The sequence below is a fragment of the Polyangium spumosum genome, from assembly GCF_009649845.1.
Taxonomy (GTDB): Bacteria; Myxococcota_A; Polyangia; order Polyangiales; family Polyangiaceae; genus Polyangium; species Polyangium spumosum.
The window spans coordinates 155,318-180,568 of sequence record NZ_WJIE01000007.1; the positions used below are offsets into that span (position 1 = coordinate 155,318).

The 25,251-nt window shown below is 71.5% G+C and carries 17 protein-coding genes; 9 read left to right on the plus strand and 8 right to left on the minus strand.

Annotated elements, in window-relative coordinates; translation table 11 throughout:
• Window positions 1–59: 59 nt before the first annotated feature.
• From GF068_RS24810 to GF068_RS24815, 3 genes are read left to right on the plus strand one after another with little or no spacing between them, the layout of a single operon-like run.
• A complete protein-coding gene (locus GF068_RS24810) occupies window positions 60–1,556 on the plus strand; it encodes a protein kinase domain-containing protein (protein ID WP_153821941.1) in 1,497 nt (498 codons plus the stop codon).
• Window positions 1,553–2,584: a tetratricopeptide repeat protein gene (locus GF068_RS43700; RefSeq protein WP_170319655.1), complete on the plus strand. Its 1,032-nt coding sequence runs from the start codon at window positions 1,553–1,555 to the stop codon at window positions 2,582–2,584. The genes GF068_RS24810 and GF068_RS43700 overlap by 4 nt, the downstream gene beginning before the upstream one ends.
• Window positions 2,581–3,735: a putative metal-binding motif-containing protein gene (locus tag GF068_RS24815; RefSeq protein WP_170319656.1), complete on the plus strand. Its 1,155-nt coding sequence runs from the start codon at window positions 2,581–2,583 to the stop codon at window positions 3,733–3,735. Before GF068_RS43700 ends, GF068_RS24815 begins: the two co-directional genes overlap by 4 nt.
• Window position 3,736: 1 nt before the next feature.
• On the opposite strand, the gene GF068_RS24820 is transcribed toward GF068_RS24815, so the two are convergent.
• Genes GF068_RS24820 through typA form a run of 4 tightly spaced genes read right to left on the minus strand, consistent with a single transcriptional unit; the run spans window position 3,737 to window position 11,929 of the window.
• Window positions 3,737–5,215 (minus strand): alpha/beta hydrolase, encoded by a 1,479-nt coding sequence (locus GF068_RS24820; RefSeq protein WP_170319657.1) that lies wholly within the window; start codon window positions 5,213–5,215, stop codon window positions 3,737–3,739.
• Window positions 5,216–5,254: 39 nt separating this feature from the next.
• Complete coding sequence (locus tag GF068_RS24825) at window positions 5,255–8,800, minus strand: YhaN family protein (protein ID WP_153821944.1); 3,546 nt, start codon at window positions 8,798–8,800, stop codon at window positions 5,255–5,257.
• Complete coding sequence (locus tag GF068_RS24830) at window positions 8,797–10,044, minus strand: metallophosphoesterase family protein (protein ID WP_153821945.1); 1,248 nt, start codon at window positions 10,042–10,044, stop codon at window positions 8,797–8,799. Before GF068_RS24830 ends, GF068_RS24825 begins: the two co-directional genes overlap by 4 nt.
• Before the next feature lie 46 nt (window positions 10,045–10,090).
• Window positions 10,091–11,929 carry a translational GTPase TypA gene (typA, locus tag GF068_RS24835; RefSeq protein WP_153821946.1) on the minus strand — a complete coding sequence of 613 codons (1,839 nt, stop codon included), beginning with the start codon at window positions 11,927–11,929 and terminating at the stop codon, window positions 10,091–10,093.
• A 119-nt stretch (window positions 11,930–12,048) separates the two neighbouring features.
• Between typA and GF068_RS24840 the strand changes: the two genes are divergently transcribed.
• From GF068_RS24840 to GF068_RS24850, 3 genes are read left to right on the plus strand one after another with little or no spacing between them, the layout of a single operon-like run.
• The gene (locus GF068_RS24840; protein WP_153821947.1) at window positions 12,049–12,495 is read left to right on the plus strand and encodes a hotdog fold thioesterase; all 447 of its coding nucleotides are present in this window, start codon (window positions 12,049–12,051) and stop codon (window positions 12,493–12,495) included.
• A 48-nt stretch (window positions 12,496–12,543) separates the two neighbouring features.
• Window positions 12,544–13,416: a 3D domain-containing protein gene (locus tag GF068_RS24845; protein WP_153821948.1), complete on the plus strand. Its 873-nt coding sequence runs from the start codon at window positions 12,544–12,546 to the stop codon at window positions 13,414–13,416.
• Window positions 13,417–13,453: 37 nt separating this feature from the next.
• On the plus strand, window positions 13,454–15,136 hold the full coding sequence (locus GF068_RS24850; protein ID WP_153821949.1) for a J domain-containing protein: 1,683 nt from the start codon (window positions 13,454–13,456) through the stop codon (window positions 15,134–15,136).
• 24 nt (window positions 15,137–15,160) lie between these two features.
• On the opposite strand, the gene GF068_RS24855 is transcribed toward GF068_RS24850, so the two are convergent.
• Together GF068_RS24855 and GF068_RS47140 are read right to left on the minus strand one after the other, a co-directional pair.
• Window positions 15,161–15,856 (minus strand): hypothetical protein, encoded by a 696-nt coding sequence (locus tag GF068_RS24855; RefSeq protein ID WP_153821950.1) that lies wholly within the window; start codon window positions 15,854–15,856, stop codon window positions 15,161–15,163.
• Between the two features lie 125 nt (window positions 15,857–15,981).
• On the minus strand, window positions 15,982–17,874 hold the full coding sequence (locus GF068_RS47140) for a S41 family peptidase (RefSeq protein WP_338046555.1): 1,893 nt from the start codon (window positions 17,872–17,874) through the stop codon (window positions 15,982–15,984).
• 389 nt (window positions 17,875–18,263) lie between these two features.
• Here GF068_RS47140 and GF068_RS24865 point away from each other — a divergent pair, with 389 nt between their 5' ends.
• Window positions 18,264–19,073, plus strand: a complete 810-nt coding sequence (locus GF068_RS24865) for a sigma-70 family RNA polymerase sigma factor (protein ID WP_153821952.1) — start codon at window positions 18,264–18,266, stop codon at window positions 19,071–19,073.
• 76 nt (window positions 19,074–19,149) lie between these two features.
• Here the strand turns inward: GF068_RS24865 and GF068_RS24870 are convergent, their stop codons facing one another.
• Window positions 19,150–19,983 carry an MBL fold metallo-hydrolase gene (locus tag GF068_RS24870; protein WP_153821953.1) on the minus strand — a complete coding sequence of 278 codons (834 nt, stop codon included), beginning with the start codon at window positions 19,981–19,983 and terminating at the stop codon, window positions 19,150–19,152.
• Between the two features lie 133 nt (window positions 19,984–20,116).
• Between GF068_RS24870 and GF068_RS24875 the strand changes: the two genes are divergently transcribed.
• Together GF068_RS24875 and GF068_RS24880 are read left to right on the plus strand one after the other, a co-directional pair.
• Window positions 20,117–20,680: a YdcF family protein gene (locus GF068_RS24875; protein ID WP_153821954.1), complete on the plus strand. Its 564-nt coding sequence runs from the start codon at window positions 20,117–20,119 to the stop codon at window positions 20,678–20,680.
• The gene (locus GF068_RS24880) at window positions 20,677–22,983 is read left to right on the plus strand and encodes a peptidylprolyl isomerase (protein ID WP_153821955.1); all 2,307 of its coding nucleotides are present in this window, start codon (window positions 20,677–20,679) and stop codon (window positions 22,981–22,983) included. Before GF068_RS24875 ends, GF068_RS24880 begins: the two co-directional genes overlap by 4 nt.
• Before the next feature lie 11 nt (window positions 22,984–22,994).
• Here the strand turns inward: GF068_RS24880 and ppk1 are convergent, their stop codons facing one another.
• On the minus strand, window positions 22,995–25,247 hold the full coding sequence (gene ppk1, locus GF068_RS24885) for a polyphosphate kinase 1 (RefSeq protein ID WP_338046556.1): 2,253 nt from the start codon (window positions 25,245–25,247) through the stop codon (window positions 22,995–22,997).
• Window positions 25,248–25,251 lie beyond the last annotated feature (4 nt).

Genomic DNA, 25,251 nt, shown 5'->3' on the forward strand with positions numbered 1-25,251 from the left:
ACCTCCCCTCACGACACATACGATCCAGGAACCGATCTCGTGGTATCCTGGGTTCCATCGTGACCGTCATTGCCGAGGGACAGCTCATCGCCGGAAAGATCCGCCTCGAGCGCCCGCTCGCACGAGGCGGCATGGGCGCCGTCTGGATCGCCCACCACCTCAAGCTCGATCGGGCCGTGGCCGTGAAGTTCATGGAGCCGGCCCTCGCCGCCTCCGAGGTCGCGCGCGCCCGCTTCGAACGCGAGGCGCGCGCCGCGGCGCAGATCCAGAGCGCCCACGTCGTCGAGGTGCACGACTACGGCGTCGAGGGCGAAACACCCTACATCGTGATGGAGCTGCTCCGCGGCGAAGACCTCGCCGCGCGCCTCGACAAACGCGGCAAGCTCGACCTCGCCGAGGCCCTCCGCGTCACCCAGCCGATCTGCAAGGCCCTCCGCCGCGCCCACGAGCTCGGCCTCGTGCACCGCGACCTCAAGCCCGGCAACGTCTTCCTCGCGCGGCAAGACGACGAGGAGATCGTCAAGCTGCTCGACTTCGGCATCGCCAAAGCCGTGACCCCCGGGACACCACAATCCGGCGACGTCACGCGCTCGGGCAACCTCGTCGGCTCGCCGCTCTACATGAGCCCCGAGCAGATCCGGAAATCGAAGGAGGTCGACCACCGCAGTGATCTCTGGTCCCTCGGCGTGATCCTCTACCAGATGCTCACGGGCAGGACGCCGTTCGTCGAGGACGAGGTCGGCGCGGTGCTCGTGGCGATCTGCACCGATCCGATCCCGAGACCCTCGAGCCTCACGCCCGAGCTCGGCCCCGAGGTGGACCGCTTCTTCGATCGTGCCCTCGCCCGCGACCCGGCCGAGCGCTTCCAGAGCTCGCGCGAGCTCATCGAGGCCCTCGAGGCGCTCGCCACGAAATGCGCCGCGCCGACGACACGCGCCGCGGACGCCGCATGTTGCTCGAGCCCCAGGCTCGACGCGACCGCCGAGGCCCCGAGCCCCGCGCCCCGTACGGTCGAGAAAAACGCCGTCGCCCTCGCCGAGACGATGCAGGCGCCCGAAGGGCCGGGCACGCTCACGCTCTCGCCCTCGGGCCGGACGCAGCAGGACGCGAGGACGCAGAAGGATCGGCCGCGGAGGTTCGCCGCCGCAGCGGCCGGTGTGCTCGCGCTCGGCGCCGTCGGGTGGGTCTACCTCGGCCCGACCGCGCCGGCGCACGAGAACGAGGCGCACGTGGACGAGGCGTGCGTGGACGGCCCGGGGAGCCCGACATTGCCCCTGCCGCCGCCCGTGACCGAGCCCGAGGCGCCCACGCCGCCCACGCCCACGCCCGAGGCGGCCCCGCAGCCGCCGCCGGAGGGGGTCGCCGAGGCCGAATCCCAGAAGCGAGCGCCGACCGAGGCGAACGTTCGGATCGACAAACCGTTCGTCCCTGCCAAACCCTCGCCCGCAAAGGCGGACGCGGACGGGAAAGACGAGCCCGCGCAGGCCCCGACGCCGAACGACGACGACGAGCTGCTCGGCCTTTCGAAGCCCGCCGCGCCGCAGCCCCTCCGATGATCCGAAGCGGTCGCGTCTTGCTCGCCGGAGCCGCCCTGGCCGCGACGCTGACCCTCCCCGCGAGATCGGAGGCGGACGAGCCGCCGAAGGACGAGACGACGAGCGCGCCGCCCCCGGGCCCCTCCGAGGAGGAAGAGCGCGAGCAGAAGCGCACGATCGCCCTCGAAAAAGGCCGCCGCGCGATGCAGCTCTTCCGCGCCGCCAAATACGCCGAGGCCTATCCGCTGTTCCGCGACGCCAACGAGCAATTCCACACGCCGCAGCTCGTGCTTTACATGGCCCGGTGCCAGGACAAACGCGGCAAGCTGCTCGAGGCGCGCGCGCTCTACGAGCGGACGCTCGCCGAGACGTTGCCGGAGAACCCGTCGGAGTCACTGCTCCGGGCGCGGCAAGCGGCGACGGCGGAGCTCGGGCCGGTGCGCCTGCGCATCCCGACGCTCGCGGTCGACGTGCGCGGACCGCCGCCCGCGGAGGTGACGATCTTCGTGGACGGCGAGCTCTGGCCGCTGGGCGAGCCACGCGAGCTCGATCCGGGCAAACACGAGGTCGAGGCGCTGTCGCGCAGCGGCGCGCGGACGAACCGGGAGGTGGAGCTGCCCGAGGGCCGCAGCGTGTCGATCGTGCTGCGCCTCGGCCTCTTCGCGAAGAGCGTGGAGCGGACGATCGAGCCCACGCCGCCGGAGCCCACGAGGCCGGTGTGGAGCGTCGTCGCCGCGAGTGGGCTCTTTTCGATCGGCGCGTTCGCGCTCGTGACGGGCGTGGTGATGGGCGGGCTCACGCTCGATCGGAGAGCCGTGCTCGAGCGGGAATGCGTGCAGCAGCGCTGCACGCCGTCGGGCTTCGATGCGTACGAGCAGACGAAGACGTACGCGTCGGTCTCGAACCTGGGGCTCGGCGCGGCGGCGCTCGCGGCCGCGGCGGGGGCCGGCGTGCTTCTTTTCGTGCCGAGCTCGAAGCCTGCCGCGCGCGGCGCGAGCGTGGAGCTCTTGGTCGGGGGCCCGTTCGTCGGCGCGCGGGGCGTGTTTTGAGGAGGATCACGCTGCTATCGATCGGCGGGGCCGCGGCGCTCCTCGGCTGCGAGACGTTCATCGCGCTGGGGGACGATTACACCGAGGAATGCGCCGCGCTCACGACGGTGTACCGGGACGCGGACGGCGACGGCGACGGGAACCCGCACGAGCCGCTCGTCTGGTGCGGGGATCCGCCGCCCGAGTACGTGACGAACACGCGTGATTGCGACGACGAGCGGGCCGACGTGAACACGCGCGCGCCCGACGATCAGTGCGACGGCGTCGATCAAGACTGCGACGAGGACCCCGACGACGAGTTCACGAAGCTCGATTGCCCGATCCAGGAAAACGAGGCGGAGGCGTGCCCGGGGCGCAGCGAATGTGTGGGCGCCGAGGTGCTCTGTTACGCGATCTTCTACTTCGACGGGGACAACGACGGATACGGCAGCATCCCGCGCCTCGCCGACACCCCCGGGACGTGCGCGCCGCCGGACGATCCCGGCGTGTGGGTCCGCGAGGGCAACGATTGCATAGACAATGACCCCACGATCCACCCGGGGGCCGAGGAGCTCTGCGACGGGGTCGATCAGAACTGCAACGGGACCCTGGGGCGTGTCTATCTGCGACAAACCTTTTCGGAGATCGTGCTGAACGCGGGCGCGCCGGGCGAGGCTTGGTCGTGCGGGACGAACAGCGGCTTCGAGCAGGGGGCGCCGAGCGAAAACGCGTGCCATCGCCCGGAGGCCGACGTCACGCCCACGGAGGACGGGAACCTCGTGGGCGTGGGCCTCGGGGCGTGTGTCCCGCCCGGGACCTCGGGCGAGGTCGAATCTCCGATCGTGGATACGTCGGACGCGCCCCACCTCGAGCTCCGATTCCACGAATGGGTCGATTTCACCCCGGAAGGGACCAGCGGCGCCCCTCCGACCGTGACGCTCTCGGTGCAACAAGGGTCCCAGCGAACGACGTTGTTCTCGCTGGTGAACCCCGGGCCCGTGGGGACACGAACGGCGCCGGCGTGGAGCGAGGTCGAGAGGACGCTCGATACATTCGCGGGCCCGAGCACGTCGCTCGTCTGGTCCTACGAGAGCGGCGACGCGGTGGGCTGGGGCGGATATGCGTTCGACGACGTGGAGCTCGTCGACGAGCCCTGCGTCGATCCGCACTGATTCATTTGCACGTCGTCCCTTTGGCCGGGACCTTCCGATCGACGAGGTAATCGGTGACCGCCTGGTCGATGCAGGTGTGGTCGCGGAGGAACGAGATGTGCCCCGGGCCCTCGCGCGTGAGCAAGACGCCGGAGGAGAGCTGCTCGGCGAGCGAGACGGACCAGGCATACGGCGTCGCCGGATCGCCGGTGCCGCCCACGACGAGGATCGGCGGCGCGCCCGCGGCGGAGACGGGCGTATTCGATCGCCAGGGTGGAACCGGCCAGCGCGCCGAGGGCAACGCCGTGGCGGGCAAAGACGCGCCGAAGCGCGGCGCCTTCGATTGGAGCTCGCCCGTCAAGGCCTGGTAGACCGCGGGATCCGCGGGGAACGGCAGGTCGACCGAGATGACCCCGTAATACACCTCGAACGAATCGTCGTAGCTGCCATCCTCGCTCCGGGCGACATAGTCGTCCGCATACGCGAGCAGGCCCGACCCGTCGCCCGCGGCCGCGAGCGCGAGCGCCTCGGCGAGGCCCTTCCACTGCGATTCGTCGTAGAGCGGCCGCGCCACGCCATACACGAACTCCCCGGGGCCGAGCGCGCGCTCCCCGCCCGGCGGCGCAGGCAGGGGGGAGGCCTCGATCGCGGCCTTCACGGCGTCGTACGCGCTCTGGGGGTCGCCGCCCGAATGAAACGCGCACTTGGCGTCCGCCGCGCAATCCGCGAGGAATTTCTCGAGCTCGGCCTCGAATGCGACGGCCTGCCCCTCGATGTACCTGTCGCCCGGGACCGTCGGATCGATCGCCGCGTCGAGCACGAGCGCCCGCACACGTTCCGGGTAGGTCTCGGCGTACATCGCCCCGACGAACGTTCCATACGAAAAACCCAGGAAGGTGAGCTTCTCGTCGCCGAGGGCCTCGCGGAGGAGGTCCATGTCGCGGACGATGTGGTTGGTCCCGACGAACGGCAAGAGCTCGCCGCTCCGCGCCTCGCAAGCGGCCGCGAACGCGTCGGCGCCGGCGACGAGGGCCTGCTGCTCGGCGGCGTCGTCGGGGGTCGGATCGAGGCCGATGAGGGGGCCGAGGTCGTCGACGCAATCGATCCGGGGCGTGCTCCCGGCCTGGCCGCGAGGGTCGAAGCCCACGAGATCGAAGCGATCCTTGAGGGGTTGGGGCAAAAAAATCTGAAGGCCGCGCGCCCAGCCGACGCCGGATCCGCCCGGCCCGCCGGGGTTGACGAGCAAGGAGCCGATACGCGCGGACGGAACCGCGGCCGGGCGGCGCACGAGCGGAATGGAAAAGGTCCTTCCGTCCGGCGCGTCGTGGTTCACGGGCACGGAGAACGTGGCGCATTCGAAGCCTCCGCCGCACTCCTCCCATGAAATGGCAGGCGGCGACGGCGCGGGCGCGGGATCGGGGTCGTCGCCGCAGCCGAGGAAGAGCGCGAAAACGAGGAACGGAGAGACCCGACAGAGGCGCCGCGGGGACGAGGTGACCATGACGAGGTCCATGGTACCCGATTCGAATGCGGGGAGCTTCTAGCTCGCTGGCCGGAGCCGAGCGCGTCCGCCGAGGGTATCGAGGTCGTGCAGGCAAAGCCGCGAGGACGGCACCGCCTCGCGCGCGAGGTCGGCCACGCGCGCGTGGTGCGTGAAGAAGAGGACCTGCGTCTTCAGCGAGAGATCGCCGAGGATGGAGAGCGCGGCGCGGGAGCGCGCGTCGTCGAAATTGACGAGGATGTCGTCGAGGATGAACGGAATGGGTTCGTTGTGCTCGAAATGGCGCTCCAGGCTCGCCATGCGGAGCGCAAAAAAGAGCTGATCACGCGTCCCGTCGCTGAGCCCCTCCACGCCGACGCGCTCGCCCGAGGCGCGGACGCATTTCAGGACGGGCCGGCTCTCGTCGCCCTCGTCGTCGCCGCGAATTTCCAGGAAAGAGCCGAGGGTGAGGCGCTGGAAGAGCTCCGAGGCGCGCCGCACGATGGGCCCCTGGTGCCGCTCGCGGTAATGCTTGATCTCGTCTTCGAGCAGGCGGAACGCGAGCCGCGCCCGCGCGTACTCCTCGACGAGCACGCCCATCGCCGCGAGGTGACCCTCCGCCTCCGCCGCGGCCTGCGCGGCCCCGTCCCCGCCGTCGACGCGCCCGCGGCGCTCCTCGAGCTTGCCGATCTCCTGCTCGACCCTGGCCTTGGCGTCGTTCTTCGCCTGGATCTGCTCCTCCAGCGAGGAGAGCTCCGCGGCCACGTCGTCCCCGGACAAACCATGGCACTCCGCGACGAGGGCCTCGATGCCGAGCCCCTCGCCGAGGTGGAGGAGCTGGTCCTCGATCGGCGCGAGGCGGGCCTTGCGCGCGCGGACCTCCTTCGAGCGATCCTCGGCGTCGACGAGCTCGGCGAGGCTCTCGGCCCGCGCGGCGGCCTGGAGCGCGCCGAGCTCGTTCTCCGCGGCCTTGCGGCGCAGGATCACCTCTTCGAGCTCGCGCCGCTTCTCCTCGAGCTTCTGCGCGTCCTTCTGCCGCGCGATCTCGTCCTTCTCGGCCGCGAGGAAGCGCTCGACGACGAGGCCCGCCGCGTGCTCGATCGGCGCGCCCTCGAGGTCGGGCGCCGCGGCGCGGGTGATCTCGGAGACGCGCTCCGCGAAGAGACGCGCGTCCCGCTCGATGCCCTCGATGCGACGCCGCCGGTCCCGCGCGTCGGCGCAGCGCTTCTCGAGCTCGCTCCGCAGCGTGAGCACCTCCTCCGCCTCGACCGTGCCCGTCGCGGGCGGCAGATCCATGCCCGCCATCGCCTCGGCCCACTGCGCGGACCACGCGCCGAGCTCGGCGCGGCGCCGCTCGAGCAGGGCCTTGCACTGCGCGACCTGGTCCTTCGCGCGCGCGAGGTCACGCTCGTGCGCCTCGTGATCCTTCTGCGCCTTCGCCTCCCGCTCGCAGACGGCGCGCGCCCGCTCCATGAGCGCGGGCAAGCCCTTCGCGGCGAGCCCGAGCGGGCGGAGGAGCGCGCCGAGCGCCTCCTCGTGATCGGCCGCGAGCGAGCGATCCTGGGCGAGCAGCGACTCGGCCTCGGCCCACCGGCGCTTGTCCTCGACGAGCCGCTCGTACTGCCCGAGGAAGCCCTTCATCTCCGCGGGCGAGAGGGGCGCGACGGAGCTCGCCTTCCAGAGCTCCTGCCACTGCCGGAGGAGCTCGTCGCGCGCCGCTTCGAGCGTGACGCGCTCGGCGTCGAGCTCGGCGAGCTCGCGCGAGATCCCTTGTTGCTCCAATGATTTTTGCGAGACCTTCGCCACGCGGTCCGCCTCGCGGAAGAGGCGATCGGCGAGATCGTCCGCGCGCCGCACGCTGGCCTCGTAGTCGAGCACCGCGTCGATGCCGGGGCGCGAGGGCCCGCTGCGGAAGGCCGCGACGTCGTCCGAGGCGCGCGCGTGCTCCGGGAGCAACACGCGCCGGAGCTCGAACCAGGCCGCGTCCCGCCCGCCCCGCGCCGCGGCGACGTCCGCCTCCGTGGGCACGGCGCCGCCGCGCCGGATCTGCTCGAGCTCACGCTCGAGCGCCGAGAGCTTGCGCTTCCGATCGGCGAGGGTTTGTCCGAGGGAGCGGAGCTCCTCGTCCTTCGCCCCGAGGGCCCGCTCGAAGCGCTCGATCGTCTCGCGCGTCGGCATGGGCAGGTTGCCGATCCTGTCGAACGGGACGTCGAAGAGCGAGAGCGCGGCGCGGCCGGCTTGCACGCGTTGCCCGAGGCTCTCGGCGGCGCGCGCGCGCTCCTGAATGCGTTTGTCGAGGTCGCCCTCGCGCCGGGCGACCTCGAGCGCGTGCGCGAGCGCCTCCACGTCCGCGGGCGGAGGCAAGGCCGCGCCGCGCCGCTTCTCGTCGTCGAGGCGCTCCTCGGCCGCGGCGAGCGCGCTCTCCGCGCTCTTCGCGGCGGCGTCGAGCTCGACCTTCTGCTTGACGAGCGAGCGCACGCGCGTGCTCACGACCGACGAGAGCCGCCACGCCTCGGCCTCCTCGACGGAGATGGCCCGACCGAGGCGCGCGCAGAGCGCCCGCGCTTCGTCCTCGACCTGCCGGAGCTCCCCGCGCAGCCGGTTCGCGTCGAGGCTCGCCTTCTTGTGGCTGCCGAGCTCCCCCTGCACCTGCCGCACGAGCGCGCCCTTCTGCAGGAGGGCCGTGGGGACCACGAGCACGGCGAGCTTGCCTTCGATCTCGCTCACGTCCTCGCGCAGTTTTTCCTCGCGGGGGCCGGCCTCGTGGATGACGGCCTGCGCGCGGCGGCGATCTTCGGCCGCGGTCTCGGGCAGGACCACGACGTCGCGCCGCGCGTCGAGCGCCGCGAGGATCTCGGCTCGCTCGGCGATGGGGCGGAGCGCCTGCTTCACGCGCTGGAGGCGTCGCATGCGGCGGCCGAGGTCGACGAGCTCGGCGGCGATGCGGGCCGTCTCGGCGCGACGGTCGGCGAGCTGTTTGTTGATGTCCTCGAAGTCGCGCGCCGACTGCGAGAGCTCCTGCGCGCGCCTCTTGGCCTCCTTGAACCTGTCGATCGCCTCGTTGATTTTCTTCTTCTTGCCGCGCGGCAGGTAGATCTCCGCCGCGCGGCCCTCGAGCTTGCGCAGGAGCGAGGCCACGGTCTGGCCGAGGCCCGCGCCGAAGAGGCTCTCGCCGAGATCGCCCTGCCCTTCGGCGAGCTCGCGCCCGCCCTTCACGAGGCCGTCGTGCGAGAGGCCGAACATGGTCTCGAACTGCGCGCGCTCGATGTTGCCGAGCAGCTTGCGCAAGATCGCCTCGTCGAGCGGCTGCCCCGCGGGATCGAGCAGCGTCTCCTTGCGGCCCTTGCGCCGGACGATCGCGAGCTCGGAGCCGTCCTCGGCGCCGATGCGGCCGCTGATGCGGAGGTCCGACATCTTGTGCCGGTGGTCGTCGTTCGTGCGCTCGGGGATGCCGAAGAGCAGGCCACCCACGGCGCGCAGCGTGGTGCTCTTGCCGGCCTCGTTCGAACCGACGACGAGGTGGAAGGCGCGGGCCGGCGACGAGAAATCGAGCGCGAGATCCGAGAAGGGTCCCCAGCGCAAGAGCTCGAGCGAGAGGATCTTCAAGCGTCGTCTCCCTCTCCGGAGAGCTGCGGCAGGAGGTAATCCGGCAGCTCGTCGACGATGCGGCGCAGGACCGAGAGGTCGGTGATCTTTGCGGCCGCGTCGGTCTGGAAGAACTCCTGGGGGAGCTTGCCGACGATGTCGGAGAGCTCCTTGCCGAGCTTGTCGAGCGCCTCGTCGTCGTCGCGGAGGAAGCGCAGCGTCTTCAAGAGGCCGCCGATGGGGTTGTCGTTCGCGGCGAGCGCGTCGATGTCGGCCGGCGTGCGGGTGCGGAGCTCGACCTTCTCGATCCACGCCTCGCCGAGGTCGTTCGCGAGGCCGCGAATCTCGCCGCGCCAGTGGCCGACGTCGCGCACGAGGGCGGCGTGGGCGCGGCTCGCGCCGGTGAGGACGATGCGGGCGCAGACGACGCGGCCGTCAGCGGCCTCGACCTCGTTCGAGAGGGCGGCGCGGCAGAGCTCGAGGACGTCGTCGGGCGAACGCGCGGGCGAGGCGTCGACCTGACAGGCGGCCCAGCGCGCGACGTCGAGGACACGATGCTCGACCGATTTCACGCGGCCCTCCTCGACCGTGACGAGGCTCGCGCCCTTGGGCCCGGTCTCGCGGGCGTGGCGGCCCTGCAGATTGCCTGGGAAAACGACCCACGGTCTCTCGTGCAGGACCTCGCGGGCGTGGACGTGGCCGAGGGCCCAGTAGTCGTATCCCTTCTGGACGAGGGACTCGACGCGGCAAGGGGCATAAGGCGCGTGCCCTTCGCGCCCCTCGGCGGCCGTGTGCAAGAGGCCGATGTTGAAGCAATCCGAGCGCGGCGCGGGGTAGGTCTGGGCGAGGTCCTCGGTCGTCTCGGCGCGGGCGTAGCCGCGGCCGTGCACGGCGACGCCGAGGTCGTCGAGGACGACGGTCTCGGCGCGGGAGGTCGAGAGCTCACGCACGCCCTCGGGCAAGCGGAGGATCTTGCTCTTCGCGTCGTGGTTGCCGCGGACGATGAAGACGCGGATGCCGGCCTCGCGCAGGCGCGCCATCTGCCGGACGAAGAAGAGGCCGGTGTTGTAGTCGGTCCAGTCGCCGTCGTAGAGGTCGCCGGCGATGAGGAGGAAATCGACCGACTCGGCGATGCACGACTCGACGAGGGCCTCGAGGGCCCTGCGCGTCGCGCCGCGGAGTTTGTCCGCGGGCGCCCCCTCGTAACGATCGAGCCCGCGCAGGGGACTGTCGAGGTGGATGTCCGCCGCGTGGAAGAACTTCATGGACGGCCGCGGATACTACCCGCGGCCCCCCGCTCGGTCGATCGATTTACTCGACCGCCTGCGCCTGTTCGATCGCGTCCTCGCGCCGATCGCGCAGGTTCACCGCGAGCACCTTCTTGCGCACCCGCACGAACTCCGGCGTGACCTCGACGAGTTCGTCGGCGTCGATCCACTCCATCGCGGTCTCGATGGTGAGCAGCCTCGGGCTCGCGAGCAGGACGTTCTCGTCCTTGCCGTGGTTGCGGATGTTGGAGAGCTTCTTCTCCTTGATCACGTTGCAGTCCGTGTCGTTCGGCCGGTTGTGCTCGCCGCAGATCATGCCCTCGTACACCTCGACGCCCGGCACGATGAAGAACGTGCCGCGCGGCTGCAGGTGGTGGAGCGCGTAGGGCGTCGCGACCCCCGCGCGATCGGCCACGATGGCGCCCGTGGGCCTGCGCATCATGGGCCCGCCCCACGGCGTCCAGCCGTCGAACATGGTGTTGAGCAGGCCCGTGCCGCGCGTCGAGGTGAGGAACTCGCCGCGGAAGCCGATGAGCCCGCGCGAGGGGACCTGGAACTCGAGGCGCGCCCGGCCAAACCCGGGGTTCGTCATCTTCACCATGCGCCCGCGCCGCGACGAGAGCCGCTCGGTCACGATGCCGACGTACGTCTCCGGGACGTCGATCACCACGAGCTCGACAGGCTCCATGACCTGTCCGTCGATCTCGCGCGTCACGACCTCGGGGTTCGAGAGCTGCATCTCGTAGCCCTCGCGCCGCATCGTCTCGACGAGGATCGCGAGCTGCAGCTCGCCGCGGCCGAGCACCATGAACGTGTCGGGCGAGTCGGTGGGCTCGACGCGGATCGCCAGGTTCTTGCGGGCCTCGCGCTCCAGCCGATCCTTGAGCTGGCGGCTCGTCAGGAACTTCGACTGCTTGCTCTTGCCCGCGAACGGCGAGGTGTTGACGCCGATCTTCATCTTGATCGTCGGCTCCTCGACGACGATCCGCGGCAGGGCGTCGGGGCGCGCCGGGTCGGCGATCGTGTCGCCGATGTTCACGTCGAGGCCCGCGATGGCCACGACCTCGCCCGCCTGCGCGACGTCCGCGTTCACGCGCTTGAGGCCCTCGAAGGTGAAGAGCGCCTTCACCGCGCCCTTCGTGACCTTGCCGTTCTCGCCGAGGACCACGACCTCACCCGTCTGCTTGACGGTGCCGCGCATGATGCGCCCGACCGCGAGCCGGCCGACGTAGTCGTCGTGCGTCGTGTTGCAGACGATGATCTGGAGCGGCTCCTCGGGGTCGCCCTCGGGCGCGGGGACACGCGAGAGGACCGTCTCGAAGAGCGGCACGAGGTTCGTGAGCTCGTGCTCGAGCTCGCGCTTGCACTGGCCGAGCTTGCCGATCGCGTAGACCGTGGGGAAATCGGTCTGCGCGTCGCTCGCGCCGAGGTCGCAGAAGAGGTCGAAGACCTCGGAGAGGACCTCGTGCGGCCGCGCGTCCTGGCGGTCGATCTTGTTGATGACGACGATGAGCGGGAAGCCTCGCTCGAGGCACTTGGAGAGCACGAAGCGCGTCTGCGGCAGCGGCCCCTCGGCCGCGTCGACGAGCAGGATGGCGCCGTCGGCCATCATGAGGGTGCGCTCGACCTCGCCGCCGAAGTCCGAGTGTCCCGGCGTGTCGACGATGTTGATCTTGGTGCCCTTCCAGCGGACGCTCGTGTTCTTCGCAAGGATGGTGATTCCTCGCTCGCGCTCGAGGTCGTTCGAGTCCATCACGCGCTCGGCAACCACCTCGTTGTCGCGGAAAGCGCCCGCCTGGCGGAGCATGTGATCGACGAGCGTGGTCTTACCGTGGTCGACGTGGGCCACGATGGCGATGTTACGGAGATCCTTGCGAGCCATTTTTGAGGGGCCGGCTCCTAGCACGCGCTACGAGACGATGCGAGCGAGCCCATCCGACCCCAGAGCCGCGACGGCCTGGCAGAACACGGGCTTTTCCGGCATGGTGCGCGCCGAAAAAAATGTTGGATCTGGACCTCTTTCGGAAGCTCGCCGAGGAGCTCATCCCTTTCAACAAGTGGCTCGGCCTCAAGGTCGAGCACCTCGCGAAGGGCCACATCACGCTGTCGATCCCCTGGCGCGACGAGCTCATCGGTGACCCCATCCGCCAGGCGATCCACGGTGGCGTGATCAGCACGCTCGCCGACACGGCGGGCGGGCTCTGCGTGTGGAGCGCGATCGAGAACCCCACGATGGGCCGCGTCTCCACCGTGGATTTGCGCGTGGATTACCTCCGGCCCGGTCGCCGCGAGGCGCTCGTCGGCGACGCCACCACGGTGCGCGTCGGCGCCAAGCTCGGCTGGGCCGACATCCGGCTCTACCACCCGAGCGCCACCTCCGAGCTCGTCGCCACGGCCCGCGGCGTCTACGCGCTGAAGCACCCGAAGCAGCCGCAGCGCGACGCCTGACGAGCAGGCTCTTGGCCAAGATCAGGCGAGCGAGGGTATCCTCGTCGCATGCGACCTTTGACCTTGGCGCTCGTCGCCTGCCTCTCGGGCGCCGCGTGCGCGACCGCCGCGGGGCAAGCCTGGGTGCAGGACGAAGGTGAGCCCGCGCGGAGCCCGGAGCATCGCGGCTGGTCCGACGCCCGAGGCGCGCGCGCCGGGTTCCTCACCCAGGAGAGCGCGCCCGACCGAGTGGCCTCCGCGACGCGGAGACACGAGCCCGCGGCCGCCCCGCCCAAGGGCGCGGAGGAGGTCGTGACCATCACGGCGCGAGGCTCGGGCGCGACGCCCGCGGCGGCCTTCCGCAACGGCGAGCGCTTCCGCAACACCTACTACGACTTCCCGAAGGAAGACGCGTCGGGCCCGAAAGACGCGACGATCTACGACGCGAGCTGCAAGCCGATCACGAACGTCACGCAGGACTTCCACGATCGCGTCTGCGTGCAAGGCAGCGGCCGCCTCTCGACCGGCGAGACCGTGAGCTTCGCCAAGCGCGACTGCGCGTGCGCCGCGCTCTGCCCGCGCACGAGCCAGAAGATCTGCTTCGAACGGCTCGACCCCGCCCGCTTCCCCGCGGGGCGCGGCGCCCTCGGCAAGCCGATCACGCCGCTGCGCTCGGTGGCCGTGGACTCGTCGGTGATCCCGCTCGGGACCGTTCTCTATATCCCCGAGTTCAAGGGCGTCAGCCTGCCCGAGGGCGGGCGCCACGACGGCTGCTTCGTCGCCGAGGACCGCGGCATGAAGGTCGTTGGACGTCAAATCGACGTCTTCACGGGTGATCCCGCCGCGACGATCCGCCTGAACGCGCTCGTGCCCTCGAACCGCGGCGTACGTGTCTACGCCGACGACGCGCGTTGCCGCTCGCTCGCCACGCGCGCGCCCTGACGACGCGAAGCCGCTTCCACATCCCCCGGAAATCCACATGGTCAGCGGAGTGCCCGGTTGCGCCGCCGCGCGCACGCTGGCACGCTTCGTGGCCGAGTCGCCGCACATGGCCGCGCCGCCTCCTGCCCCCACGACCGGAATGCCCTTCGTCCTCCCTCCGGGGCTCGCACCGACGGCAGAAGCCAACCTGGTGCAGACGCCGCTGCTGCACCTCTACGTGTACCTGCTCGACAAGGGCCTCTCGGGCACGCTCGTGCTCACCACGAAGGCGGGCGCGCGCGCGGTGGTGGCGTTCGACGAGGGGACGCCGAGCCGCGTGATGGACGTCGCGGGCACCCGGTACGCCGAACGGACGCCGCTCGAAGCGGCCATGATCAAGCTCTGCGCGCTCGAGGCCGAGACACGGTACGCGTTTTATGCAGGGACCGATCTGCTCGCCGAGCGCGGCGCCGAGGTGCCACGCGTCGAGCCACTCGCGGTGATCATGGCCGGCGCGCGCGCGTTCGTCGGGGCGCCGCAGGCCGAGGCGACGCTGAAGCGGATCGAGGAGGTACCGATGGGGCTCGCGCCCGGCGCGACGCCGGAGCGGTTCCGGCTCACGCCCGAGGAGCGCGCGCTCCTCGAGAGGCTCCGCAAGACGCGGACGAAGCTCTCCGACCTCGTGAAATCGAGCGGCGTGCCCCCGCGTATCGTGCGCGGCGTGGTCTACGGGATGACGATCACGCGGCACGTCGATTTCGGCGGCTCCACGCGCCCGCCCGTGGGGCTCGAGCGCGCCGGCGCGCGCCCTGCGATGGGCTCCGAGGTGCACGCCGGGTGGATGCCCACGACGGGGACGACGGGGCTGCAGTACGTGGACCAGACCGGGATGCGCCCGCGCGACGCGACCGGCTCGCCCCCGCCGGCCGTGGTGCAAGGAGCGCCGTCGGGGAACGAGAAGCGCCGCGCCGAGATCGAGGCCAAGCTCGCGTCCGCGCCGAACGAGGACCATTTCCAGATGCTCGGCGTCTCGCGCGACGCGACGTCGAGCGACGTCCGGAGCGCCTATTTCAAGCTGGCGCTGGTGCTCCACCCGGACAAACTCCCGAAGGACCTGCACGATCTCAAGCCGCGGGTGGCGCGGCTCTTCGCCTCGGTCAACGCGGCCTACGAGGCGCTGAAGGACGACGCCGGGCGCGCCCAGTACCTCGCGTCGCTCAGCGGGAGCGGCCGGCCGGTCGACGAGCAGGCGAAGGTCGAGCGCGTGGTGAACGCGGCGCTCGAGTTCGAGAAGGCCGAGGTCTTCCTGAACAAGAAGGACCTCGCCGCGGCCGAGGCGTGCGTGCGGCGCGCCCTCGGCGCCGATCCCGAGCAGCCCTCGTACACGGCGCTCTTCGCCTGGGTCGTGGCGAGCCGGCGGCCGCTGCCGACGCCGCCCGAGGAGGGCAAGACCATCCCGTATTACGACGACTGCATCACGCAGCTCGACGGCGTGCTCAAGGCGGAGCCCGATTACGAGAAGGCGCTCGTCTACCGCGCCAGGCTGCTCAAGCTCGCCGGGCGCCTCCAGGCGTCCTACCGGGACTACAAGCGAAGCGCCCAGATCAACCCGAAGAACATCGAGGCGGCGCGCGAGGTTCGTCTTTATGAAATGAGACACCCGCCCGAGGACGACGGGCCGGGCGGCGGAGCCGGGGGAGGCCGCGGCCTCTTCGGCAATCTCTTCAACAAGAAGCGCTGAGCGCCTCCCCCGGGCCCTCGGCCCTCAGCCGCCTGGGCAGGTGACGAGGATGCCGCCGTCGGGCAGTTTGTCGCAATAGATCTGCGCGCAAGGGTCGTCCATGCACGCGCAGCTCGGCGTATCGCCGCACGCGGCGGGGATCGGCGCGCACTGGAACGAATCCGGGAAGCCGACGACGTCCGACGTGGTCTTCTGGCAATACTCCGTGGCCTCGTCGCAGAAGCCGTGGCCGCAGGGGAACATGTCGTCGGCCGGCGGCTTGCAATTGCCGAGGTCCGAGACGTCCTGGCCCGCCGCGGCCGCGTCGCAGGGATTGCCATACACGGTGCCGTCGCACGCGCACGTCGGCAAATAAGCGTCCGGGCACGCCTCCGGCCGGGGCTTGCAAATGCCCGTGTGGTCGGTGTCGCCGCACCGATCATTCGGGAAATCACAATATTCGTCGGCGGGACACACGAGCCCGGCGAATCCACCACAAGCCGCGCCGCCGCTGCCGCCGCCCATTCCACCGGCGCCGCCCGCCTGGCCGCCGCCGCCCATTCCGCCGAGACCACCCGAGCCGGAAGCGCCGCCGAGGCCGCCCTCACCACCCGCGCCCCCGCCGGCCGCGCCCGAGCCCCCCGAGCCATTGTTCGTATCGACGAACGTCACGTTGCACCCGGCGAGCAGCAAAACAGCGAGAGAAGAAGCACACAACCAACCATGCAAAGCCAATCGCATCACGGCCTCCAGACACGCCTTCAGCAAGCGTAATGCCACAGCGTATCACGTTCTCTTCGCGCCCACCGTGACGCCCGACGGCCGGCCGCGGTGTCGCTGCCCTGGCCCAGCCTGCGCCAGAACGATCAGCGCGCCGCGGCGACGGAGGCGCCGAGCGCCCGGAGCGCGCGGCAGACGGTCTCGTCCCGGCAAGGCCCGACGCGGCCGCCGTGCAAGGCCCACGGCGCCTCACGCACGAGCGCAGGATCCCGCACGTCGGGGCCACGCCAGGGCTCGAGCGCCCGCGCGAGCCGCGCCTCACGCTCCGTCGCCGCCGGGAGCGAGAGCGTGATCTGCGGCGATATGCCGACCTTCTGCACCGGCGCCCCGTCCGGCAAAGAATAGAGCAACGTCGTCAACCGAAGGACGCCCGCGTGCGCCTCGTCATCGAGGTACTCCTGCGCGCACCCTTTGCCATACGTCCGGTCTCCAATCACCACGCCGCGACGATAACTGGCGATCGCCCCCGCGATCATCTCCGCGGCGCTCGCCGAGTCGCCGTCCACGAGCGCCGCGAGCGGCCCCGAATACGACTCCTCGGCAGGCACCTCCGGCGCGCGCTCGACCTCGACGCCGCCGTCACGCCGGCGCATCGGGAACAGCGCCGCGCCGGGGAGGAAATGGCCAAGCGCCGCGATGGCGCCGTCCGTCGAGCCCCCGCCGTTCGCCCGCAGGTCGAGCACCACGCCGCGGATGTCGCGCGCCTCGCGGACCCGCGCGAGCGCCGCCCCGATCCGATCGCCGAGATCGTCGGGGACGTCGGGGATGGTGACGATCGCGACGCGCCCGTCCGCATACCGGACCACGTCGAAGGGCAACGCCGGAGGCTCGGCCGGCGGCGCGGGGCCCTCTTTCGCGGGGCCGGGCAGGATCGCGAACTCCACCGGCCGCGCGGCGTGGGGCCTCAGGATCGTCACGGGCGCCGGCGGCCCGTGTGGCGCATCAACGACGAGGGCGCTCTGCTCGGCCTGCTCGACGCTCATGCCCGCGAGCGGCACGCCGCGCACCGCGAGCACGACGTCGCCGTCGACGAGCGGCGCGAGCGCGCCCCGGTCGATCCGGACGCCGAGCGCCGTCCGCGTCATCTCCGACCAGAGGCGCAGAGGAGGCGCCGTCTCGAGGTCGAGGTCGTAGATCGAGATCTCCTCCTCGAGCGGGGCCCAGGCGCCGTGCGCGTCGAGCTGCGGCACGTACGCGCGCACCGCGGCCGCGATGACGACCCGGCCCCAGGCCTCGGCCGTGAGGTCGGGGAAGAGCCGCTCGCTCGCCGCTTCGACGTACGGGTCGAGCGCCGGGCCGTAGGCAACCCGCGCAGCGCCGATCTCGCGCCCGAGCTCTCGCGCGAGGTCACGGCCGCTCCGCGTGACCGGCCCCTCCTCGAAGGGCGACACGCTCACCGTACGCCAGACCTCGGCCGGCGAGCGCGTCGGGGCGCGACCTTCGGGGCGGCCCTCGCGGAGGCCCTCGTCGAAGGCGGCGCGGAGCGTCGTCATCCACGCGGCGAGTGAGGCTCCCACGACGTCCGCCGCGGCGCAGGGGCCTGCGTTTGGCGCGGCTTCGAGCTCGCGCAGGAGCCGCTCGCCCTCGCGACGCAGGGCGGGCGCGACGGGCGTGTCGGGCGCGATGGACCAGAGGCCGTGGGGGTCGAGCCAGTCGACGACCCCGTCGGCAAAACTTGCGGCCTCGATGTCGCTCACGGGGGCGGCGAGGTTCGTTCGGACCTGCGTGACGATGGTGCGCGCGGCCTCGCAGGAGAGGGCCGCGGGCGCGCCCGTGGGCAGGACGATTCCGCCGCCCGAGGGCGCGCCGCACTCGGCGCCGAGGGCCTCTTCGTCCGCGACGTCGAGCGTGTGGAGCGACCAGAGCGCGACGCCGCGGAGGGCGGGCTTCGGGGCCTCGGCCGGCCGCTGCGCGGCGAGCGCGAAGATGGCGGCGGCCGCTGCGACGTACGAGCCTCTTGTTGCGAGACGCCTGCCCACGTGTGCCTGAAAGAGGGTGTACCACGGCCGGGGCCCGGGAGTGCAACTCGGGGGGCATGAACCACCTTCCGGTTCGAGGCGCTCGGGGCAGCGGAGCTCCGCGAAGCTGAACCGAGCGCGCGGGGGTGTGGGGGCAGAGGAAGGCCCGACGATTCTCCGCGCAGCGGAGAGTCGGCTCAGGGCCGACCGGAGCCCCCCACGTTGACCGATTCACGCAACCGTTTCGCGCCCCCGGGGCGGGCCGTGACGTTTGCGCGAAACGAGATCGGCTCTTCTCGAGAAAGCGCCTGATTTGCGCTCGGCATCGGCCCTGCATTGGCGACCCGCGCGCCTTTCCCCTCCCGCCGCCTCTTCGGCGGCGTGAACGCCCCGGGGCGCGAGGAGTCCCCATGGCCGAGAGCCGAAGTCCCACCGTCTTCGCCCACGCTCCGCGCCACCGCGAGCAGGACAAGCGCGAGCCGTTGACGCCCGAGCTCGAGCGCGACCTCGCCGACCGCTTCCGATGTGGTGATCGCGACGCCGGCCGCCGCATCGTGGAGGCGTGCCTGCCCTTCGTGATGACCATCGCCCTCGAGTACCGGCGCTGGGGCATCCCGATCGAGGACCTCGTCCAGGAGGGCAACATCGGGCTGCTGAAGGCGGCCGAGCGCTTCGATCCGTCGCGCGGCTGCCGGCTCGTGACGTATGCCGCGTACTGGATCCGCGCCGAGATCCGCGAGCACGTGGCGCGGGGCTACCGGATCGTGCGCCTCGGCTCGTCGAAGAGCGAGCGGCGCGTGCTGCGCATCTACCGGCGCACGCACGAGCGGGATCCGGACGTGCTCGCCGCGCAGAGCGGCCTGCCTCGGGAGCGCGTGGTGGCGCTCCTGCCGCTGCTCATGGCGCGCGACGTGAGCCTCGACAAGAAGAACCCCGAGGGCGACGCCCCGCTCGACCGCCTGGCCTCGCCGCTGCCCTCGCCGGAGGATCAGGCCTGCGAGGACGAGGCGCAGCGGCAGGTCGCCACGGCGCTGCGGCAGATCGTGACCGAGCTGTCGCCGCGCGAGCAGAAGATCGCGAACGCCCGCTGGCTGAGCGAGGATCCCGCGACGCTCGAGCAGCTCGGCGCCGACTTCGGCGTCAGCAAGGAGCGCGTGCGGCAGATCGAGGAGCGCGCGAAGAAGCGCGTCCGCGCGCGCCTCACCGAGCTCCTCCACTAGCCGCTCGCCCGCCCCTCCCCTCCCCTCTCCCGCCGGGAGAGGGGCTGGGGGTGAGGGGCGGGACGGGGGTGAGGGCTCAGATCTCCAGGACCAACCCTTCCTTCGCCGCGATCGTGTTCGGGAAGAGCTCCCGCGCGCGGCGCTCCTTCTCGCGGACCATCGCGTCGGTCTGGCTTGGATCGTGGTGGTGCAGGATGAGCTGCTTGACGCCCGCGGCATTCGCGAGCTCGCAGCCTGCGGCGAACGTGGCGTGACCCCAGCCCGTCTTCGGGCCGCCGCCGACCTCGCCCGCGTACTCCTCGGGCGTGTACATCGCGTCGAAGATCAGGACGTCCGCGCCCTGGGCGAGCTTGCGCAGCTTCGGGTCCACGATCGCGTAGTGCTCGGAGTCCGTCACGTACACGAGCGACTTGCCCTCGTGATCGACGCGGTACGCGTAGACGCCGTTCGGGTGGTTGCCGCGCGCGTTCGAGACGCGCACGTCTTGTTTCTTCCCGATCGTCACGACCTCGCCCTCGTAGAGGTCGCGGAAGGTCATGTTCGCGCCCATCTCCGAGAGGTGGACGGGGAAGCTCGGATAATCCATCTGGCCCGCGAGCGTCTCCTCGAGCGTGCGCGAGACGTTGAGGCCGCCGAAGAGGTGGATCGTGTTCTTGCGGACGAAGGCCGGCGTGAAAAACGGGAAGCCCTGGATGTGATCCCAGTGGACGTGGCTGAAGAACATCCACGCCTCGATCGGCATCTCCCGGAGGAGGCTCTGCCCGAGGAGGCGCAGACCCGTGCCCCCGTCCAGGATGATCAACGTCTCGCCGGCCCGCACTTCGTAGCAGCTCGTGTTGCCGCCGAACTCGACCGTGTCGGGTCCGGGCGTGGGGATGCTTCCGCGGACACCCCACATCTTGAGTCGCATCCTGATCGCCCTTCCGGCCCCCGCCCTTGGTCCGATTCCCCGTGATAAATGCCTTCCGGGCGCAACGTCAAGCGAGAGGTGGCCCTTACGTGACTTTCTGGCGGCCTGCCTTGGTTCGGCTATCGTCGCCCCGATGCCGGAGCGCGCAGATGCCATCGTGGTCCTCGGTTGCCGCGTGCTTTTTTCGGGTCGGCTCACGACCGCCGCGGCGCGCCGCGCCGCCAAGGCCGCCGAGGCCTATCACGCGGGTGTCGCGCCCCACATCGTGACCAGCGGCGGGCGGCGCTGGGGGGCGCAGATCGAAGCGGAAGCCTTGCGCCGCGAGCTCGTCCGTGCAGGGGTGCCCGAGGACGCCGTCACGAGCGAGCTCTGGTCGCTGACGACACACGAAAACGCGGCGTTCTCGGCGGAGATCCTGCGCAGGCGAGGGGCGCGGCGGGCTTGCGTGGTGACGTGCGCGTGGCACGTCGAGCGCGCGATCCAGGACTTCCGCGCCGTCGGCGTCGACGCGTGGCCGCTGCCGTCCGAGGGCGTGCGCGCCGGTCTTCTTCGACGCGTGTATCGACGTGGCCACGAGGTCGTGTGCACGTGGCTCGACAGGCGCGCCCTGCGCCGCGCGCACGTGCTCGTCCGCGCCGTGCCCGCGCCCGTCCCCCGTGTGTCCGGCGCGCGAGGCGCCGAGGAGAACGCGCGATGAAGTGCCAGGTTGTTCGGCGCGCAGGCCTCGTGATCGGCCTCGCCGCCTCACTCGCCGCGTGTGACCGACCGTCCACGAGCGCGACGGACGCAGGAGTCGACGCGGGATCCGACGCGGCGATCGTGGTCGCGGACGAGGCGCGGCAGCGGCAAGAAGCGCTGCTCGCCGCGGAGCATCGCCGCGCGGCCGCCGAGATCACGAGCACGGATCAGCAGAGCCGCGACGTGGGCGTGCGGCGCGCCGCGGCCCGCGCGCTCGCGAGGATCGGCGGCCCGGAGGCGCGACCGGGGCTCCTGCGCGCGCTCGCCGACGAGGATCCGGAGGTCGTCACGTGGGCGGCCTACGGGCTCGGTTTTTCGTGCGCGACGGGCGACAAGGCCGTCGTCGCGGCGCTCGTGGCCCGGTCGCTTTCGCTCGCCGAGACGAGCGCGAAGGGCGCCGCGGACGAACCCGGAGGCGTGAAGCTCGATCCCCGCGTGGCGATCGCGCGGGCCATCGGCCGTTGCGGCGCGGAGCAGAGCGAGCCGACGCTCGTCGCGTGGCTCTCGGGCACGGAGGCGCAGGCCTCGGCCGCGGCGTTCGCGCTGGGGGATCTCGCCGCGGTGAAGGAGCGGCTCCGCGAGGAGACGCTGGCGGCGCTCCTGAACCTCGCGGCCGGCAGCGCGTCGGCGCCGCCCGCGCCCGAGGGGCTCTTCGCCATCGGGAGGCTCGAGAACGTGCCGAACACGGTGACGACGCGCCTGCGTGATGTCGCCGGCGCGCGCCTCGCCGAGCCCGGTCCGTACCGGATCTTCGCCGTCCGCGCGCTCGGGCGCGCCGGGCCGGAGGCCGCGGCGGATCTCGGGCGTGTGCTCGCCGGGGCGACGCTCTTCAGCGCGGCCGAACGCGCGGAGGCGGCGCGCGCGCTCGCGCGGCTCGGCGGCGCGGGACAAACCCAGCTCGCGGCCACGCTGCCCGCGCTCGTCCCGCCGGGCGGGGCCGTCGCGCTCACGGCGCTCGGCGAGGAGATCGGCGTCCTCCTGGCCACGCTCGACGCGCTCGAGCCCAAAAACAAGGCGAAGAAGTGGCTCACGGATCTGGCCTCGATGGAGCCGCCGCCCTCCGCGCCGGTGACGGTGCTCCGGCGTCTGTCCTGGATCCGGTGCAGCGCGGCGGCGGCGCTCGCGGGCGCCGACGTGCGGGATCCCCGGCTCACGCGCTGCGACGTCACGGCGGCGCTCGCGGCGGGGGACGGCGCGGACGCGGGCGCGAAGGCGCCGGGGCAGCCCGGCTCGATCGGCGCGCGCGTGATGGTGAAGGTGCTCGATCGAGCGCCGATCGAGGGGGCGCGGCGCGTGGTGTTCCTCGCGCACGCGAAGGGTGGTGATCTGCGGGCGCGCGAGGCCGCGATCGAGCTCCTGCCCAAGCACGAAGAGCTCTCCGAGGAGGCGGCTCCGATCCTCGAAGCGGCGCTCACGGCCGAGGCGCCGGGCCTCGTCTCGACGGCGGCGGGGGTGATCGCGCAGAAGCCGAACCTCGCGTCCGAGCCGGAGAAGCGCAAGAAACGCGGCAAGAAGAAGAAGGGCGCGGAGGACGAGGCCGCCGCGGAGGAGGCCGTCACGCGGCCGCCGTCGCCCGCGATCGTGAAGGCGATCGTCGCGGCGCTCGGCCGCGCCGACGTGGAGAACGATCCCGAACACGTGAGCTCGATGATCGACGCGGCAGGCGCGCTCGGCCTGAAGGAGACGCTCCCCCGGCTCGAGGAGCTCTGCCGCTCGTCGTGGCCGGAGCTACGCAAGCGCGCGGCGAAGGCCATCGGGCTCGTCGCGGGCAAGACGCCGGCGTGCAAGGCGCCGGCGGGCGGCGGGCCGAAGCCAACCGAGCTCGACGCGCGCGCGGCGGGCCAGGTGACGCTCAGCCTGGAGACGGACGTCGGCGAGGCAACGCTCGTGCTCGACGCGGACGTCGCGCCGGTGGCCGTCACGCGGATCGTCGATCTGGCGAAGGCCGGATACTACGACGGGATGGTCGTGCACCGCGTGGTGCCGGGCTTCGTGACGCAGCTCGGCGCGCCCTTCGGCGACGGCTACGGCGGCCCGTCGGGCAAGGCGCCGCTGCGCTGCGAGACCTCGCCGATCCCGTTCGAGCCGCTCACCGTGGGCGTGGCGCTCGCGGGCCGCGACACCGGCTCGAGCCAGATCTTCGTGATGCACGCGCGCCACCCGCACCTCGACGGTCAGTACGCGTGGATCGGCCGCGCGACGGGGCCGTGGAGCTCGTTCGTCGACGGAGACCTCGTGCACAAGGTCTCCGTCAAGCCCTGAGCCCGCGAGGCTCAGCCTTGCTGCCCGTGTTTCTTCTTCTTGCCGTTCTTGCGGCGCATCTCGTCGCCGCTATCGCCGTGGCCCACCTGGAAGATGTGGAACCGCCCGCCCCGCGCGAGCACGTCGGCGGGCTTCGGCCGCTCGCGCGCGAGGTCCATGAACCGCTGCTGCGAGCGCACCGGCGTCGCGCCCGCGGGCGTCGCGACCCGCGTGTAGCCGCCGTCCGCGTTGAGCGCCCACGTCTTCGCCGTGTCGGCCGCGAGCGTCGCGAGCATGTCCTCGGCGCGTGAACGCGCGGCCGGGTCGAGCAGCGGCACGAGCAGCTCGACGCGGCGGTGGAAGTTCCGCGGCATCCAGTCCGCGCTGGAGAAGTAAAACTCCTCGCTCCCGCCGTTCGCGAACCGGAAGATCCGCTTGTGCTCGAGGAACCGGTCGATGAGCGCGCGCACCTGGATCCGCTCCGAGAGCCCCGGGATCCCCGGCCGCAGGCAGCAGATGCCGCGCACGAAGAGCCGGATGTCGACGCCGTGCTGGCTCGCCGCGTAGAGCGCGTCGATCACGTCCACGTCCACGAGCGCGTTCATCTGCGCCACGATCTCCGCCTTCCGCCCCGCGCGCGCGTGCTCCGTCTCGCGCGCGATGAGCCCGAGGATCGCCTCGTGCAAGCCGAGCGGCGCCACCACCAGCCGGTTCCACCGCGGCGGCGCGCTGTACCCCGTGAGCAGGTTGAAGAGCGAGGTCACGTCCTCGCCGAACTCGCGGTTCGCCGTGAAGAGGCCAACGTCCGTGTAGAGGCGCGCCGTGTGCGGGTTGTAGTTGCCCGTCGAGAGGTGCACGTACCGCCGCAGTTTGTCCTTCTCGCGCCGCACCACGAGCAGCGCCTTCACGTGTGTCTTCAGCCCGAGCAGGCCGTAGATCACCTGCGCCCCGCTCTGCTCCAAAGTCCGCGCCCACTGGATGTTCGAGGCCTCGTCGAAGCGCGCCTTGAGCTCGACGATCGCCGTCACCTGCTTGCCGTTTTCTGCGGCGCGCGCGAGCGCCTTCACGATCGGCGAGTCGCCGCCGGTGCGGTAGAGCGTCTGCTTGATCGCGAGCACGTTCGGATCGTCGGCCGCGCGCGAGATGAACTCGACCACCGGGTCGAACGAGTCGTACGGGTGGTGCAGGAAGACGTCCCGCTCGCGGATCACGGCGAACGGATCCTCCACCTCGCGCAGCGCCACCGGCACCTGCGGGGTGAAGCGCTCGTCGCGTAGATCCCGCCGGTCCTCCTCGCCCACCACCGAGACGAGATCCGCGACGCTGAGCGGCCCCGAGACGCGGTAGACGTCGAGGTTCGGGTCGATGCCGAGCGCGCGGCAGAGGCGCTGCACGCTCGCGCCCACGCCACCACCGACGCCGATCTCCACGCGCACCGCGTTGCCACGATCGCGGCGGCGCAGCTCGGCCTGGATCGTCTCGAGCAGGTCCTCGCCCTCCTCCTCGTCGATCTCGAGGTCCCAGTTGCGCGTCACGCGGAACGGGTACGTGCCGCGCAGCCGCGAGACGGGGAAAAACTCCTTCACGTGACGCGCGATCACGTCCTCGAGGAGCACGAACGCCCGCGCGCAGCCCTCGACCTTCACGCGCATCAGGCGGCTCAGCATCGGCGGCACCTGGATCACGCCGAAGCCGGGCTCCTCGCCCTCGTGCTCGCGGCTGAACATGATGCCGAGGTTGATGCTCTTGTTGCGCAGGTGCGGGAACGGGTGGCCGGGGTCGATCGCCAGCGGCGTCAGGATCGGGAAGATGTCCGTGCGGAAGCGCTCGTCGAGCACCGCGAGCTCGTGCGCGTCGAGCTCCTCCGGCCGCACGATGCGCACGCCGACCCGGTGCAGCGCCGGCAGCATCTCCGTGTTCCAGAGCCGGTAGGCGTTGTCGAAGAGCGCGTGCGCCCGCGTGCTGATCGCGTCGAGCTGCTGCTTCGGCTTCATGCCGTCGGGCGGGACCTCGGTGATCGTGCGGTGGATCTGCGCCTGCAGGCCGGCCACGCGCACCATGAAGAACTCGTCGAGGTTCGAGAAGAAGATCCCGAGGAACTTCAGCCGTTCGAAGAGCGGCACCTCCATCGAGCCGGCCTCGGAGAGGACACGCGCGTTGAACTCGAGCCACGAGAGCTCGCGGTTCAGGTACTGCGCCGGATCCGAGTCGCCCGGGGCCGGGAGCATGGACGAGTTGCGCGAAGGGACGACGACATCGGGCGTGGGAGGGGTCTCGACCGTCACGGCC